This is a genomic window from Streptomyces sp. NPDC001904 (assembly GCF_040297005.1).
GTDB lineage: Bacteria > Actinomycetota > Actinomycetes > Streptomycetales > Streptomycetaceae > Streptomyces.
Genome location: NZ_JBEOYI010000039.1, coordinates 18,813 through 35,224 on the forward strand (window position 1 = coordinate 18,813; position 16,412 = coordinate 35,224).

General features: G+C 69.6%; 10 protein-coding genes. 4 read left to right on the forward strand and 6 right to left on the reverse strand.

The features are described 5' to 3' along the window. Nucleotides 1-41: 41 nt before the first annotated feature. Nucleotides 42-1,055: a LacI family DNA-binding transcriptional regulator gene (locus ABT127_RS36340; RefSeq protein ID WP_351459883.1), complete on the forward strand. Its 1,014-nt coding sequence runs from the start codon at nucleotides 42-44 to the stop codon at nucleotides 1,053-1,055. Between the two features lie 12 nt (nucleotides 1,056-1,067). On the opposite strand, the gene ABT127_RS36345 is transcribed toward ABT127_RS36340, so the two are convergent. The 5 genes from ABT127_RS36345 to ABT127_RS36365 form a co-directional block, all read right to left on the reverse strand. Next, nucleotides 1,068-2,081: a LacI family DNA-binding transcriptional regulator gene (locus tag ABT127_RS36345; protein ID WP_351459885.1), complete on the reverse strand. Its 1,014-nt coding sequence runs from the start codon at nucleotides 2,079-2,081 to the stop codon at nucleotides 1,068-1,070. 97 nt (nucleotides 2,082-2,178) lie between these two features. Next, nucleotides 2,179-3,783 (reverse strand): glycoside hydrolase family 13 protein, encoded by a 1,605-nt coding sequence (locus ABT127_RS36350; RefSeq protein ID WP_351459888.1) that lies wholly within the window; start codon nucleotides 3,781-3,783, stop codon nucleotides 2,179-2,181. Between the two features lie 121 nt (nucleotides 3,784-3,904). Further along, nucleotides 3,905-4,891 (reverse strand): carbohydrate ABC transporter permease, encoded by a 987-nt coding sequence (locus ABT127_RS36355; protein ID WP_351459891.1) that lies wholly within the window; start codon nucleotides 4,889-4,891, stop codon nucleotides 3,905-3,907. A gap of 4 nt (nucleotides 4,892-4,895) precedes the next feature. Next, entirely contained in the window at nucleotides 4,896-5,828 is a 933-nt protein-coding gene (locus ABT127_RS36360; protein ID WP_351459894.1) for a carbohydrate ABC transporter permease, read from the reverse strand. An 86-nt stretch (nucleotides 5,829-5,914) separates the two neighbouring features. Then, a complete protein-coding gene (locus ABT127_RS36365) occupies nucleotides 5,915-7,249 on the reverse strand; it encodes an ABC transporter substrate-binding protein (protein ID WP_351459897.1) in 1,335 nt (444 codons plus the stop codon). Nucleotides 7,250-7,727: 478 nt separating this feature from the next. Here ABT127_RS36365 and ABT127_RS36370 point away from each other — a divergent pair, with 478 nt between their 5' ends. The 3 genes from ABT127_RS36370 to ABT127_RS36380 all read left to right on the forward strand — a co-directional run bounded on the left by ABT127_RS36370 (nucleotide 7,728) and on the right by ABT127_RS36380 (nucleotide 14,732). Then, complete coding sequence (locus tag ABT127_RS36370; protein ID WP_351459900.1) at nucleotides 7,728-9,938, forward strand: discoidin domain-containing protein; 2,211 nt, start codon at nucleotides 7,728-7,730, stop codon at nucleotides 9,936-9,938. A 121-nt stretch (nucleotides 9,939-10,059) separates the two neighbouring features. Continuing rightward, entirely contained in the window at nucleotides 10,060-12,990 is a 2,931-nt protein-coding gene (locus tag ABT127_RS36375; RefSeq protein WP_502971836.1) for a CARDB domain-containing protein, read from the forward strand. Between the two features lie 317 nt (nucleotides 12,991-13,307). Then, complete coding sequence (locus ABT127_RS36380) at nucleotides 13,308-14,732, forward strand: PP2C family protein-serine/threonine phosphatase (RefSeq protein ID WP_351459904.1); 1,425 nt, start codon at nucleotides 13,308-13,310, stop codon at nucleotides 14,730-14,732. Nucleotides 14,733-14,762: 30 nt separating this feature from the next. Here the strand turns inward: ABT127_RS36380 and ABT127_RS36385 are convergent, their stop codons facing one another. Next, complete coding sequence (locus ABT127_RS36385) at nucleotides 14,763-16,253, reverse strand: DNA-binding protein NsdB (protein ID WP_351459907.1); 1,491 nt, start codon at nucleotides 16,251-16,253, stop codon at nucleotides 14,763-14,765. Nucleotides 16,254-16,412: the final 159 nt, after the last annotated feature.

Here is a 16,412-nt window from a genome sequence, read left to right on the forward strand (position 1 = left end):
CACGCAAACGGACCGCAAGTGTTGCGCTAATCTTGCGTTCCATGACGCGCAGACTTGCTCAGGTGGCGAAGAAGGTCGGGGTCAGCGAGGCCACGGTCAGCCGGGTGCTCAACAACAAGCCCGGTGTCTCGGAGGCGACGCGGCAGTCGGTGCTCACCGCACTCGACGTGCTCGGCTACGAACGCCCCACCCAACTGCGCGGCGAGCGGGCCCGGCTGGTGGGCCTGGTCCTGCCGGAGCTCCAGAACCCGATCTTCCCCGCGTTCGCGGAGGTGATCGGGGGCGCGCTCGCCCAGCAGGGCCTGACCCCCGTCCTGTGCACCCAGACGAAGGGCGGCGTCTCCGAGGCGGACTACGTGGAGCTGCTGCTCCAGCAGCAGGTTTCGGGGGTGGTGTTCGCGGGCGGTCTGTTCGCGCAGGCCGACGCGGAGCACGGGCACTATCAGCGGCTGGCGGAGCGCAAGGTGCCGGTGGTGCTGGTGAACGCCTCGATAGAGCGGCTCGGGTTCCCGTGCGTGGCGTGCGACGACGCGGTCGCGATCGAGCAGGCGTGGCGGCACCTCGCCTCGCTGGGGCACGAGCGCATCGGGCTCGTGCTCGGTCCGGACGACCACATGCCGTCGCAGCGCAAGCTCGCCGCGGCGCGCGCCGCGGCACAGGCGGCGGGCGGCCGACTGGGCAACGACGCGGTGGAGCGGGCGATGTTCTCCCTGGAGGGCGGGCACGCCGCCGCGGCCCGGCTGATCGGGCGCGGCATCACGGGCATCATCTGCGCCAGCGATCCGCTCGCCCTCGGGGCGGTGCGCGCCGCGCGCCGTGCCGGGCGCTCGGTGCCCCGGGACATCTCGGTGGTCGGTTACGACGACTCGGCGTTCATGAACTGCACCGAGCCGCCGCTGACGACCGTGCGGCAGCCCATCGAGGCGATGGGCCGGGCCGCGGTCGAGCTGCTCGTCGCGCAGATCCAGGGCGGTGCGGTGCCGCCGGGTGAACTGCTCTTCGAGCCCGAGCTGGTGGTGCGCGGCTCCACCGCGCCGCCGCGGGCCTCCGACTGACCGGCCGGCGCGCTATGCGGAGGCGGTCAGCTGTCCCGTGGAGCCGCGGACGACGAGCTCCGGTTCGAAGAGCAGTTCGCCGAGATGCGTGCGCGAGCCCTGGAGCTGCGCCATGAGCAGTTCGACCGCCGCCCGGCCCATCGCCTCGATGGGCTGGCGCACCGTCGACAGGGGCGGCTCGGTGCAGGTCATGAACGCGGAGTCGTCGTAACCGACGACCGACAGGTCCTCGGGGACGGAGAGCCCCCGCCGCCGGGCCGCCCTGATGGCTCCCAGGGCCAGCGGGTCGCTCGCGCAGATGATGCCGGTGGTTCCCCGGTCGAGGAGTCGTGAGGCGGCGGCCTGCCCTCCTTCCAGGGAGAACAGCGACCGCTCCACCAGGGTGTCGTCCAGGGTCATGCCCATCGCCCGGGCGACGCCGCGCGCGGCCCGGAGCTTGCGGCGGGACGGCATGTGGTCCAGCGGGCCGAGCAGCAGGCCGATGCGGTCGTGGCCGAGCGAGGCGAGGTGACGCCACGCCTGCTCGACCGCGACCGCGTCGTCGCAGGACACGCACGGGAAGTCGAGGCCCTTGATCGACGCGTTGATGAAGACGACCGGGATCTTGCGCTCGGCCAGCCGCCGGTAGTGCCCGTGGTCGGCGTCGGCCTGCGCGAAGTGTCCGCCCGCGAACACCACCCCCGAGACCTGCTGCTGGAGCAGCAGCTCCATGTAGTCGGCCTCGGAGACGCCGTTCTTGGTCTGGGTGCACAGGACGGGGGTCAGGCCCTGCTGGGCGAGCGCGCCCCCGATCACCTCCGCGAACGCGGGGAAGATCGGGTTCTGGAGCTCCGGCAGGACCAGGCCCACCAGCCGGGCCCGCTCGCCGCGCAGTTGGGTGGGGCGTTCGTAGCCGAGCACGTCGAGTGCGGTGAGCACGGACTGCCGCGTCGCCTCCGAGACGCCCGGCCGTTCATTGAGGACACGGCTCACCGTTGCCTCGCTGACTCCCGCTTTCCTGGCAACTTGAGCAAGTCGTCGTGTCATATCTGCAAGATTATCTCATTGGCTTGCAAAGAACTTACACCCTCTGGCATTTGATGTGCCTCCATCTGCCCGCTTCTGCCGGCAACCGCCCGGGGGTTCAGATCTGCAGCCATGCCGCTGTGTCGCCCGGCAGCCGTCCCTGGCCGTCAAGGGGCCCGCTCGTCAGGATCAGCCGGTCGTACGACGGCAGTTCGGCGGGCCGGTCGCCCAGATTGACCACGCAGAGCAGGCCGCCCGGCCGGGAGAAGGCGAGCACCCCGTCCTCCGCGGGCAGCCACTCCATCGGCCCGTCGCCGAAACCGGAACCTCCGCGCCGGACCTCCAGGGCGGTGCGGTACAGCGTCAGCATCGAGGCCGGGTCCCCGGCCTGCCGGTCGACCGCGTAGTCCGCCCAGTACGCGGGCTGCGGCAGCCAGGGGTCCGCGCCGGACCCGAACCCGCAGTGCGGGGCGTCCGCCACCCAGGGCAGCGGCACCCGGCAGCCGTCCCGGCCGGGGTCGGTGCCGCCGGAGCGGAAGTGCATCGGGTCCTCGATGCTGTCCAGCGGGATGTCCGCCTCGGGCAGGCCCAGTTCCTCGCCCTGATACAGGTAGACGGAGCCGGGCAGGGCCAGCGTGAGCAGAGCGGCGGCGCGGGCGCGCCGGGTGCCGAGGGCGAGGTCGACGGGGGTGCCGAACGCCTTGGTCGCGAAGTCGAACCCGGTGTCCTCGCGCCCGTAGCGGGTGGCGGTGCGGGTTACGTCGTGGTTGCACAGGACCCAGGTGGCCGGCGCGTGGACGGGGGCGTGCTCGGCGAGGGTGTCGTCGATCGTGCGGCGCAGCCGGTCGGCGTCCCACGGGCAGCTGAGGAAGTTGAAGTTGAACGCGGTGTGCAGTTCGTCGGGGCGCAGGTAGCGGGCGAAGCGCTCGGCGTCGGGCAGCCAGACCTCGCCGACGAACACGCCGCCGTACTCGTCCGCGATGGCCCGCCAGGACCGGTAGATGTCGTGCAGCTCGTCCTGGTCGACGTACGGGTGCGGGCCGACGCCCTCCTCGTAGTCGGGCAGGTCGGGGTGTTTGGCGAGCAGCGCCGCGGAGTCGATGCGCACCCCAGCGACACCGCGCTCGAACCAGAAGCGCAGCACGTCCTCGTGCTCCCTGCGCACATCCGGGTGGGCCCAGTTGAGGTCGGGCTGCTCGGGGGTGAACAGATGGAGGTACCACTCGCCGTCGGGCACCCGGGTCCAGGTGCCGCCGGCGAACTCGGACGGCCAGTTGTTCGGCGGGAGTTCGCCCTGCTCGCCACGGCCGGGCCGGAAGTGGAAGCGCTCCCGCTCGGGGCTGCCGGGGCCCGCGGCCAGCGCCGCCCGGAACCAGGCGTGCTGGTCGGAGACGTGGTTCGGGACGATGTCGACGATGACGCGGATCCCGAGGTCGGCGGCCTCCGAGATCAGCTTCTCCGCCTCTTCGAGGGTGCCGAAGGCGGGGTCGATGGTGCGGTAGTCGGCCACGTCGTAGCCGCCGTCGACCAGCGGGGACTGGTACCAGGGAGTGAACCACACCGCGTCCACGCCGAGTTCGGCGAGATAGGAGAGGTGGGCGCGGACGCCCGCGAGGTCCCCGGCTCCGTCGCCGTCTCCGTCCGCGAAGCTCCGGGGGTACACCTGGTAGATGACGGCGTCGCGCCACCAGTCGTCGGTGCGGGACGAGGGAACAGCTGCCACGGGAGGTCCTTTCGGGCAGGTGGGACTCCGCCGCCGGCCGGTGCGGGGGCATGGATGGTTGAGGCCGGCGGCGGAGTGCTGAGGGGTGGTACTGGCTTCGGGCCCGGCGCGGTGCGTGCGGTCAGCCCTTGAGGCTTCCGGCGGTCAGGCCCGCCATGATGCTGCGCTGGAAGAAGAAGAACACGATGATCATCGGGATGCTGGCGATGACCAGACCGGCCATGATCTGGTTCTGCGTCACCGCGCCCGCGGTCTGCGACAGGCCCACGCTGATGGTCATCTTCTCGCTGTCGGGCAGGACGAGGAGCGGCCAGACGAAGTCCTTGAAGATCGCGACGACGGTGAAGATGGAGACCACCCCGAGGATGGGGCGGGAGATCGGCAGGATGATCGAGACCAGGATCCGCCACGGGGGCACGCCGTCGATCTCGGCCGCCTCCAGGAGTTCGTTCGGGATCGAGTCGAAGAACCGCTTCAGCAGGAAGATGTTGAACCCGTTGGCCGCGACCGGGAACCAGATCGCCCAGGGCGAGTTGAGCAGGTGCCAGCCGAAGATCGGCACATCGGTCACGGTGATGTACGCCGGGATCATCACGACGATCGGCGGGATCATCAGGGTGGCGAACATGCCGGCCAGGATGATGTTGCCGAACATCGGCCGGAGCTTGGACAGGGCGTAGGCGGCACAGACGTCGACCGCCAGCGCGAAGAGCCACGCGCCGACGGCGTAGTACAGGGTGTTCTTGAGCAGGGTCCCGATGTCGAACAGCTGCCAGGCGTCGGCGAAGACGCCGAAGTCGGGATGTTTGGGGAAGAGGGTCGGCGGCATCTGGGCGATCTCCTCGCCCGACTTCATCGCCCCCGTCACCATCCAGTACAGGGGGAAGACGAACACCATGGTGAACACGAGCAGGACGAGGACGAGCAGCGTCCAGTAGATCTTGCGGCCCCAGCGGGACTTGAGCTCCAGCGGGGAGACGATGGTCCTGGTGTGGCCCTCGGCCCAGGCGCCGCGGCGCTTGCTCCGGGGCCGTCCGGTGCGCCGGACGGCGGTCTTCTCGCCCCGGGTCTGCTCCGGCGCGTCCGGGCGGGCGGTGGTGTTGACCATGGACCTAGTTCTCCTCTCGGGTCAGCCGGAGCTGAACCGCCGCGACCGCCAGCAGCACGACCATGAGCATCAGGCCGAGCGCGCTGCCCGCCCCGTAGTTGCCGCCGTAGACGAACGCGTACTGGTACATGAGGTAGACGACGGTGACCGTCGCGTTCTCCGGGCCGCCGCCCGTGAGCATGTACGGCTCGATGAACACCTGCATGGTGGCGACGATCTGCAGCATCAACATCAGCAGCAGGATCAGCCGGGTCTGCGGGATGGTGACGTGCCAGATCCGCTTGAAGATGCCGGCGCCGTCGAGTTCGGCCGCCTCGTAGAGGTCACCGGGGATGTTCTGCAGGGCGGCCAGGTAGATCAGCACGCCGGAGCCCAGGTTCATCCAGGTGGCGACGATCACCAGGGAGATCAGCGCCGTACTGGTGGAGTCCAGCCAGGCCAGGGTCGGCAGGCCGACGAAGTCGAGGGCCTGGTTGAACAGACCGGGTCCGGGATCGTAGAACCAGCGGAACAGCAGCACCGCGACGATCGGCGGCAGCATCACCGGGAGATAGACGACGAACCGCAGGTACGCCCGGGCGTGCCGCAGTTCGTTGAGCACGATCGCGACGGCGAACGGGATGACGTAGCCGCACACCAGGGCCAGCAGGGTGAAGACCAGGGTGTTGCGCCAGGCCTGGCCGAACGCCGGATCGTCCACCACCGTGCGGAAGTTGTCCAGGCCCACCCACTTCGGCGGGTCGACCAGATTGGTCGACTGGAAGCTGAGCAGGACCTCCTTGACGATCGGCCACCACGCGAACATGGCGAAACAGAAAAGTGCTGCGCACAGAAATCCGTAGGCGCTCAGATTTCTGCGCGCGGCCCGGCCGCGCTTGGAGGGTGGCCGGCGCCGTGGCGCGGTCCGCCGTTGAGGCTCCACCGTGAGTGTTTCCATCGTGATCTCCCGTTCCCGGCTCCGACCCGGTGCGGTGCCGACTCGGGGTGCCGCCACGATGGGCGGCACCCCGGAACCTTGTGCCGTCAGCTCTTGGCGAGGATCGAGTTCGCCTTGGACTCGGCGTCCTTGAGCAGTTGGTCGATGTCCGCGTTCTCCCGTGTGAGGACCGCCGACATGGCGACGTCGAGGACGGCGTACAGCTCCTGCGCCTTCTCCGGCTCCAGCTTCGGCGCGACCGACGTCGAGGTCGCGACGTACGGCTCGTAGTACTCGACCGGCAGGCTCGCGTTGGCCTTGCGCTCCTCGGCGAGCTTCTTGCCGGTGGGCGAGTCACCCATGTAGTCGTTGTTCGGCACACCCACGGCCTCGCCGTTGGCCTTGCCGCGGGCGAAGTCGAAGCGGCCCTTGCCCGGCGTGTTGAACTGGAAGTCGATCCACTCCAGGCCGGCCTTGGTCTGCGCCGCGCTCGCCTTGGGGTTGATCATGTAGGCCTCGCCACCGGTCAGCGACGCCTTGCCGTCGGGGATACCGGTGATGCCGTAGTCGTCGACCTTGCCCTGGAACTTCTGGACCACGTCGGTGACGACGTCCGGGGCGCCGAGCATCATGCCCGTCTTGCCGGCCGCCATCTGCTGCATCAGCGACTCCCAGCCGATGTTGACCTTGCTGCCGGTGCTGTTGTCCTTCCAGCGCATGTCGTGCAGCGTCTGCAGGACGGCCTTGCCCTCGGGGCTGTTGAAGGCCGCCTTGTGGTCGGTGACCATCTCGCCGCCGCGGCTGTAGATCGCCTGGGCGAAGTGCCAGCCGCCGGTGTTGCCGCCGCCGTACTCGCCGTAGCCGATGTAGTCCTTGCCGATTCCGGCGATCTTCTTGGCGGCGGTGCGGACCTCGTCCCACGTCTTCGGCGGGGAGTCCGGGTCCAGGCCGGCCTTCTTGAAGACGGCTCTGTTGTAGACGAGACCGACGCTGTAGCTGACGTTCGGGATCCCGTAGACCTTGCCGTCCTTGGTGACCATGTCGCGCACGTTCTGCTTGATGTCACCGAAGTTCTTCACGTACTTGGTGTCGCCCGTGATGTCCTTCGCCTGCCGCTTGGAGATCACGTCCGCGTAGTTGGTGACGGGGACCATGAACACGGTCTCCATCTGCCCGCCGGCCAGCTTCGCCGCGAACGTCTTCGGGTCGTAGCACGGCTGCTGATCGGTGCTCTTGACCTTCACGTCCGGGTGCGCCTTCTCGAACGCGGCGACGTCGTCGTTCCACGCCTTGCGCTGCTTCGGCGCGGTCTTCGCCGGCTGACAGGCCACGGTGATGTTGACCTTTCCTCCGGCGCCGTCGTCCGACGAGTCACCGCCGCAGGCGGTGGCAGTGAGTGCCAGACCTGTGGTCAGAAGGATCGCGAGGTTACGGGGCTTCATTACGGCTCCTCCAGGGGTCAAGCCCAAGCACTGCCCTTGATTCGAGACGTGACGATAGGACGGCGCACAGATGACCGCAAGATTCGGATCCAAAATTGCAAGATTACGACTACATCACGACGGCTCCCCGGTGATGCGCCGTCAGTGCCGAACCGCACCAGGCCCGGGAAGCGTGCGCCATACAGGCGGTGGGCGGAGCCGGATCCTCCGCTGAGAGCCGGACGCCGACGATCGACCCTCCGGAACCTCAAGAGACGTCAACTTCCTTGCCTGGTCAGAGATTGCGCAAGGCTGTCAATTATTTGCAGTCTTTGCCCAACATCTTGTGCAGTCCTGAAGGCGATGCTTGAGTGAGCGCTGCCTGCGGCCGGGGCACCCCGCGGTCCCCGGAAGGCATCTCTCCGCCATCGGCCCCATCCTCACCCCCACCTCCCCACCCCCACCAGGAAGGCCCCCACCGCAGATGAACCCGCATGTCATGAACGCGCCATTCCGGTCCTCGCGCCGACTCCCCGTGCTCGCCCTCGCGGTCGCCCTGGTCAGCGCCGTGGTCGGCGCCGGAGGCTCGGCGACAGCCCACGCGGCCCCGCAGCGGGCCGCCGCCGCGAGTGCCGCGGGCGCCACACTCCCCTTCACCTCCTACGAGGCGGAGTCCGCTGTCACCGGCGGCACGAAGACCGGGCCCGACTACACCCAGGGCACCGTCACCTCGGAGGCCTCCGGCCGCCAGGCCGTCCGCCTGAATGCCGGCCAGAGCGTCGAGTTCACCCTGACCGGCGCGGCCAACGCCGTGAACGTCGCCTACAACGTGCCCGACGGACAGTCGGGCTCGCTCGCGGTCTACGTGAACGGCACCAAGCTCTCCTCGTCGCTGGCCGTCACCTCCAAGTACAGCTATGTCGACACGTCCTGGATCGCGGGCGCCAAGACGCACCACTTCTTCGACAACGCCCGCCTGCTGCTCGGCCGCAACCTCCAGGCGGGCGACAAGGTGAAGCTGGAGGCCGCCTCGACCCAGGTCACCGTCGACGTCGCCGACTTCGAGCAGGTCGCCGCCGCCGCGGCCAAGCCCGCCGGGGCGATCTCCGTGGTCGACAAGGGCGCCGACCCGACCGGTCAGCAGGACTCCACCCAGGCGTTCCGCGACGCGATCAGCGCGGCCAAGGGCAGCGGCGGCACGGTCTGGATCCCGGCCGGCAACTTCAAGGTCGGCTCCGCGCTCAGCGGCGTGGAGAACGTGACCCTGCTCGGTGCGGGCAGCTGGTACTCGGTCGTACGCTCCTCCCACTTCATCGATCAGTCGAACTCCGCGGGCAGGGTCAACCTCAAGAACTTCGCGGTGATCGGCGAGGTCACCGAGCGCGTCGACAACAACCCGGACAACTTCGTCAACGGCTCCCTCGGCCCGAACTCGTCCGTGTCCGGCATGTGGATCCAGCATCTGAAGTGCGGCTTCTGGCTGACCGGCAACAACGACAACCTGATCGTCGAGAACAACCGGATCCTCGACACCACGGCCGACGGCCTGAACCTGAACGGCAACGCGCACGGTGTCCAGGTCCGCGGCAACTTCCTGCGCAACCAGGGGGACGACTCGCTCGCCATGTGGTCGCTGAACGGCGCCGACACCGGCTCCACGTTCTCCGGCAACACCATCTCGCAGCCCAACCTCGCGAACGGCATCGCGATCTACGGCGGCACCGACATCACGGTCAAGGACAACCTGGTCCAGGACACCAACGCCCTCGGCAGCGGCATCGCGATCTCCAACCAGAAGTTCCTCGACCCGTTCTCCCCGCTCGCCGGCACCATCACGGTCTCCGGGAACACGCTCGTCCGCACCGGGGCGATCAACCCCAACTGGGGCCATCCCATGGGCGCGCTGCGCGTCGACGCCTACGACAGCGCCATCGAGGCGACCGTGAACATCACCAACACCACGATCAAGGACAGCCCCTACAGCGCCTACGAGTTCGTCTCCGGCAGCGGCACCGGCAAGGCCGTCAAGAACGTGACCGTCGACGGGTCGACCGTGGACAAGGTCGGCACGGTCGTGGTGCAGGCGGAGACGCCCGGCGCCGTGAAGATCAGCAACCTGAAGGCCACCGGGGTCGGCGTGGCCGGTGTCTACAACTGCCCCTACCCGTCCGGTGCGGGCACCTTCGCGCTCACCGACGGCGGCGGGAACTCCGGCTGGTCCAGCACCTGGTCGAACTGCTCGGCCTGGCCGCAGCCCGGCTCCGGCAACCCGGACCCGGACCCGGCCCGCAACCTCGCCCAGGGCCGCCCGGCCACCGCGACCGGATCGGCCGATGTGTACACGCCCGGCAAGGCGGTCGACGGCGACGCGAACTCGTACTGGGAGTCGACCAACAACGCCTTCCCGCAGGCGCTCACCGTCGACCTCGGCTCGGCCCAGGCCGTGCGGCGGGTCGTTCTGAAGCTGCCGCCGTCGGCGGCCTGGGGCGCGCGGACCCAGACCCTCTCGGTGCTGGGCAGCACCGACGGGTCCTCCTTCACCACCCTGGCCGCGTCGAAGGACTACCGCTTCGATCCGGCCACCGGCAACACCGTGACCGTCACCCTGCCCACCTCCTCGCCCGCCACCCGCCACCTGCGCGTGCAGGTGACCGCCAACACGGGCTGGCCCGCCGCGCAGCTCAGCGAGGTCGAGGCGTACCTGAAGTGATCCGCCCCCGTATCCCCCGCATCGCCCGTATCCCCCGTATCGAGAGGACCGCGTCGTGAGACACAGGCAGAGAGACAGGCAGAGAGGCAGACGGCTGACCGCCGTCCTGCTCGGCGCCGCGCTGGGCACGCTCGGGCTGCTGCCCGTCACCGCCCAGCCGGCATCGGCGACGGTTGGCCCGAACCTGGCCCTGAACAAGCCCGTCGAGGCGTCGTCGACCATTCAGAACTATGTCGCGAAGAACGCCGTGGACGGGAGCACCGGCTCGTACTGGGAGGCGAGCGGCAGCCCGTCGACCCTCACGGTGAAGCTCGGCGCCGACGCCGATCTCGACTCGCTCGTCCTGAAGCTGAACCCGGACCCGGCCTGGGCCACCCGCACGCAGAGCATCGAGGTGCTCGGGCGTGCGGCGTCGGCGAGCGCGTTCAGCTCGGTCAAGGCCAAGGCCGACTACACGTTCAACCCGTCCGGCAACCAGAACACCGTGACGATCCCGGTGTCCGGGCGCTACTCCGACGTGCAGCTGAAGTTCTCCTCCAACACCGCCGGTTACGGTGGCCAGGTGGCCGAGTTCGAGGTGCACGGGACTCCGGCGCCGAACCCGGATCTGACGGTGTCCGGTCTGTCCTGGGATCCCGCGCAGCCCAGTGAGGCCGACACGATCAAGGTGAACACCACGGTGCGCAACGCCGGTACGGCGGCCGCCGCGGCGACCACCGTGGACGTGAGCGTCGGCGGGACGGTCGCGGGCAGCGTGGCGGTCCCCGCGCTCGCCGCCGGGGCGTCGGCCACGGTGCCGGTGACCATCGGCAAGCGCGCCGAGGGCAGCTACACCGTGTCCGCGCTGGTCGACCCGACCAACGCGATCAACGAGCAGGACGAGACGAACAACAGCCGCACCGCCGACACCAAGCTCACCGTCGGCCAGACCCCGGGTCCCGACCTGGAGGTCACCGGCATCACGTCGAACCCGGCCAGCCCCGCGGTCGGCGCGAACGTCACGTTCTCGGTGAAGGTGCACAACCGCGGCACCAGCGCGGTCCCGGCCGGTTCCGTGACCCGGCTGACGGTGGGCACCACCACGCTGAACGGCACGACGCCCGCCCTCGCCGCGGGCGCGAGCGCCGACGTCGCCCTCTCCGGCAGCTGGACCGCGGTCAGCGGCGGCGCCACCCTCACCGCCACCGCGGACGCCACCGGCACGGTCGCCGAGACGAACGAGAACAACAACGTCCTCGCGCGCTCGATCGTCGTGGGCCGGGGCGCGGCCGTGCCCTACACCGAGTACGAGGCGGAGGACGGCACGTACACGGGCACGCTCCTGACGGCGGACGCCGTGCGCACCTTCGGTCACACGAACTACGCGTCGGAGTCGTCCGGCCGCAAGTCGGTGCGGCTCAACTCCACCGGCCAGTACGTGGAGTTCACCTCCAAGAACTCGACGAACTCAATCGTCGTGCGCAACTCCATCCCGGACGCGGCGGGCGGCGGAGGCCAGGAGAAGACCCTCAGCCTCTACGCGAACGGCACGTTCGTGCAGAAGCTGAACCTGTCCTCCAAGCACAGCTGGCTCTACGGGCACACGGACGACCCCGAGGGGCTGACCAACACCCCCGGCGGTGACGCGCGCCGTCTCTTCGACGAGACGCACGCCCTCCTCGCGCAGACCTACCCCCAGGGCACGAAGTTCCGGCTGCAGCGCGACTCCGGTGACGACGCCGCGTACTACATCGTCGACCTCGTCGACCTGGAGCAGGTGGCGCCGCCGGCGAGCAAGCCCGCCGAGTGCACCTCGATCACCGCCTACGGAGCGGTGCCGAACGACGGCAACGACGACACGGCGGCGATCCAGAAGGCGGTGACCGCCGACCAGAAGGGCGACATCGCCTGCGTGTGGATCCCGGCCGGGCAGTGGCGCCAGGAGCAGAAGATCCTCACGGACGACCCGCTGAACCGCGGCCAGTACAACCAGGTCGGCATCCGCGACGTCACCATCAAGGGTGCCGGCATGTGGCACTCGCAGCTCTACACGCTGACCGCGCCGCAGAACGCGGGCGGCATCAACCACCCGCACGAGGGCAACTTCGGCTTCGACATCGACGACAACACCAAGATCTCCGACATCGCGATCTTCGGCTCGGGCACGATCCGCGGCGGTGACGGCAACGCCGAGGGCGGCGTCGGTCTCAACGGCCGCTTCGGCAAGAACACCAAGATCTCGAACGTGTGGATCGAGCACGCCAACGTCGCTGTGTGGGTGGGCCGCGACTACAGCAACATCCCGGAACTGTGGGGCCCGGCCGACGGCCTGGAGTTCAGCGGCATGCGGATCCGGGACACGTATGCCGACGGCATCAACTTCTCCAACGGCACGCGCAACTCGAGCGTCTACAACTCGTCGTTCCGCACCACCGGTGACGACGCGCTCGCCGTGTGGGCCAACAAGTACGTGAAGGACACCTCGGTCGACATCGGGCACGACAACGTCTTCCGCAACAACACGGTGCAGCTGCCGTGGCGGGCCAACGGCATCGCCGTGTACGGCGGTTACGGCAACAAGATCGAGAACAACCTGGTGTACGACACGGCGAACTACCCCGGCATCATGCTCGCGACCGACCACGACCCGCTGCCCTTCTCCGGGCAGACGCTGATCGCGAACAACGGCCTGTACCGCACGGGCGGGGCGTTCTGGAACGAGGACCAGGAGTTCGGCGCGATCACCCTGTTCGCCCAGGGGCAGAACATCCCGGGCGTCACCATCAGGGACACCGACATCCAGGACTCCACGTACGACGGCATCCAGTTCAAGACGGGTGGCGGCGCCATGCCGGACGTGCAGATCAGCAATGTGTCGATCTCCAAGTCCGTCAACGGATCCGGCATCCTCGCCATGAGCGGGGCCCGGGGCAGCGCCACGCTCTCCGGCGTGACGATCAAGGACTCGCGCGACGGCAACGTGCTCATCGAGCCGGGCTCCCAGTTCGTCATCAACGGAAGTCCCACCGCGGCGGCAGCCTCGGCCGTACCCGGTACGAGACTGGGGCAGTAGGGACCCCGACCCGCACGACGCGTGCCGCCCGGACCCCTCTGGCACGGGGTCCGGGCGGCACGTCGTCCGGCGTAGGACGGCTACGCGTTTCCACTCCGCGCCCCGTACGGCCCGGACCAGCCGGAGCTACGCCATAACCGGGCACCCGTTCGACCAAGCCACCCGGAAGAACGATTCACGAGGACAAGGGCATATGCCAGAAGCACCACCGCATCGTGTATGGCCAAATGCCTTACGAGGCCAGGGTGCCTGTGCCAGAGTCGTTGGCGGTCCTTCCGTCCGCCTCGGCCGTTCCCGTGCCTGCATCGGAGTTCGTCATGCCGCCCCATGTCTTCGCGGACCGCCCCGCCGGCCAGCCGCCGGAGCGTGGCACCGTCGACGCGCTGATCGACCAGACACGCCGGCTGCTCGGTGACGTCGACGCGGTGCGCCGCGACTCCGTCGACGCGATCCCCGACGAGACCGCCCCCGAGGCCCGCTGGCAGCGCGCCCTGTACGAGCTGGCGGTCCATCAACTCAGTGACCTGGACCGGCACTTGGCGCAACTCCGGGAGGGCCCGGCACCGCGGACCGGGGTACCGGCCCAGCGACCGGCCACCGACGCGCCCACCGGCTCGCCGGAGACCCGCGTCGGCAGCGCGGACTGGAACCTGCTGACCGACGAGGCCCACTGGTCCGACGAGCTGTACGAGATCCTCGGCCGCGACCCCGCTTCCCCCGCCCTGACCCTCGACGAGCTGTCCGCCGTGGTGCACACCGACGACCAGCCCAAGCTGACCGCGATGGTCACGGACTGTCTGATCGACGGCAAGCCCATCGACGGCGAGTTCCGCATCGTGCGCCCGGACGACACCGTGCGCGCGGTGCACATGATGGGCGAGCCCGTGCTCGACGCGGACGGCTCGACCGCCTCCATGTGGGCGGTCGTGCGCGACGTCAGCGAACTGCGCCGCAGCCAGCGAGCGGTGAGCGAGACCCGTGACTCGCTCCAGCGCCAGCGGCACATCGCGCAGACCGAGCACCGGCTCGCGGTCGAGCTGCAGGAAGCCGTGCTGCCGCCGTGGCGTGGCTCCCTGCGGCTCCCGCACGGCGGCCCCGGCGGTCTCCACGTCGCGGCCCGCTACCTCCCCTCCTCCAACGGCACCCCGACCGGTGGCAACTGGTACGACGCACTGGAACTGCCCGACGGCAAGACCCTCCTCACCGTCGGCGACCTCACCGGACAGGGCGTCGCCGTCACCTCCGGCATGGCGATGCTGCTCGGCGCCGTCCGCGGCATGGCCGTGTGCGGCACCCCGCCGGCCGAGCTCCTCGGCCGCCTCGGGCACCTGCTCGACAACGCCGTACGGCCCGCTCTCGGCAGCGCCCTGTGCTGTCGGTACGACCCGGCGGACCGCACACTGGCGTGGGCGCAGGCGGGACATCCCGCCCCACTGCTCTTCCGTGACGGGACGGGGAGTGCGCTCACGCCTCCTCGGGGCGTGCTGCTCGGCGCCACCTCCGGTGCCGAGTACGAGCAGGCCGAAGTGCGGTTGCGCAGCGGTGACGTACTGGTGCTGCACACCGACGCACTGGTGCCACGACGCGGCGAGAAGGCGGCGGCCGGCCGTCTGCTCGCACTGGCGCCACGCCTCGCTCAGGCCCGCGACGCACAGGAGTGCGTGCGCGTGGTGACCGATGCGCTGGGCTCGGGCGAGCGCGAGGACGACGCCTGTGTGCTCATCGCGAGGATCGATCTCTGACGCCCTGTCGGCGTGGGCGCCCTGGTGGACTCAGGCCCGCATCCTCTTTCCCGCACTCCTCGGCAGTGCCAGCTTGATCTCCTGTCGCAGGTCCTCGATCTTCGGGTAACCGGCGTACTGGCCGGTGAGCCGGTACATTTCGCGCAGCCGGTCCCAGGTGCGGTGCGAGGAGTTCGCCCCCATCGAGGAGAGGGCGAGGCGCGCGTACCGGTCCGCCTGCTCGGGGTCGTCGGCGATGAAGCAGGCCGACGCCATCGACAGGTGATCGAAGATCTTCGACCGGTCCCGGCCACCCGCCCGCAGTGCGAGCGCCTCCCTCGCGTGCTGCTGGGCGATGACGGCCGCGCCCGGCTCGTGCTCGGCGAGGGTGCGGTAGGCCAGGGCCTGCATCCCGTGCAGGTCCGCCTCGTCGAACATCTGCATCCAGCTCGGCGGCTCCACGTCCCCCTTGTCGGAGACGAAGAGATCCTCCGCGCGGCCGAGGGTGCGCCGCATCGCCTGCCCCTTGCCCATGGACGCCTGGGCCCAGGCCTCGATGGTGTAGAGCATCGCCTTGGTGCGGGGCAGCACCTGGTCGCCCGAGCCGGACTTGGCGAGCTTCATCAGGTCGAGCGCCTCGTCGGGCGCGCCGAGATGGATCTTCTGGCGGGCGGCCCGTGACAGGGCCTCGCCGGCGCGCGGCCGGTCGCCGCCCTCGCGCGCGGCGTGCGCGGCGATGACGAAGTACTTCTGGGCCGTGGGCTCCAGGCCGACGTCGTGCGACATCCAGCCCGCGAGGACGGCGAGATTGGCGGCGACGCCCCACAGGCGCCGCTGGAGATGGTCGGGATGGCGGTACGAGAGCATTCCGCCGACTTCGTTGAGCTGGCCCACGACTGCCTTGCGCTGCAACCCGCCGCCGCGGGAGGCGTCCCAGGCCCGGAACACCTCGACCGAGCGCTCCAGTTCCTCGATCTCCTGCGACCCGATGGGGGCCGCTTCGTAGCGGTCGAACCCGGCGGGGTCGGCGTGCAGGGGATCGGAGGTCCGGGGAGCGTCGGCCACGAGGGCCGGGTCGGTGTGCAGCCAGTCGTGCATGGCGCTGCTGAGTGCGGATCCTGCGGCGAGCGCGGCACCCGCGCCCACCAAGCCGCGTCGGTTGAGCATGAGGTCCATTCCCGTGAATTCGGTGAGGACCGCAGCTGTCCGCTCGGGCGCCCACGGCACTCCGTCGGGGCCCTGTTGTTCCAAGCCTCCGCCGCCCTGCCGTTTCCCCGTGCGCCCGTGTCGGACGAGACCGAGATCCTCGATGGTCACGACACGGCCGAGTCGCTCGGTGAACAGCGCCGCCAGCACCCGCGGTACCGGATCGCGCGGGATCTCTCCCATGTCGATCCAACGCCGCACCCGCGAGGTGTCCGTCGCCAGCTGGGGGTGGCCCATGGCCGCCGCCTGCCGGTTGACGAGTCGCGCGAGCTCGCCCTTGGACCAGCCGGCCAGGCCGAACAGGTCGTTCAGGCGGGTGTTGGGTTGTCCGCTCACTTCAAGCCCCCAGGTTCTCGGCTGAAGTTGACAGTAGCCCTCTGTCAGTTGCTGAGCGACTATTCGCCACGGTTCGCCAGGGTGCGCCAGCTGTTGTGCTCCTGCCCCTCGGGTGTCAGGTAGGAATGCGCCACCCCGACCCGGTCGTCGCAGGGCATT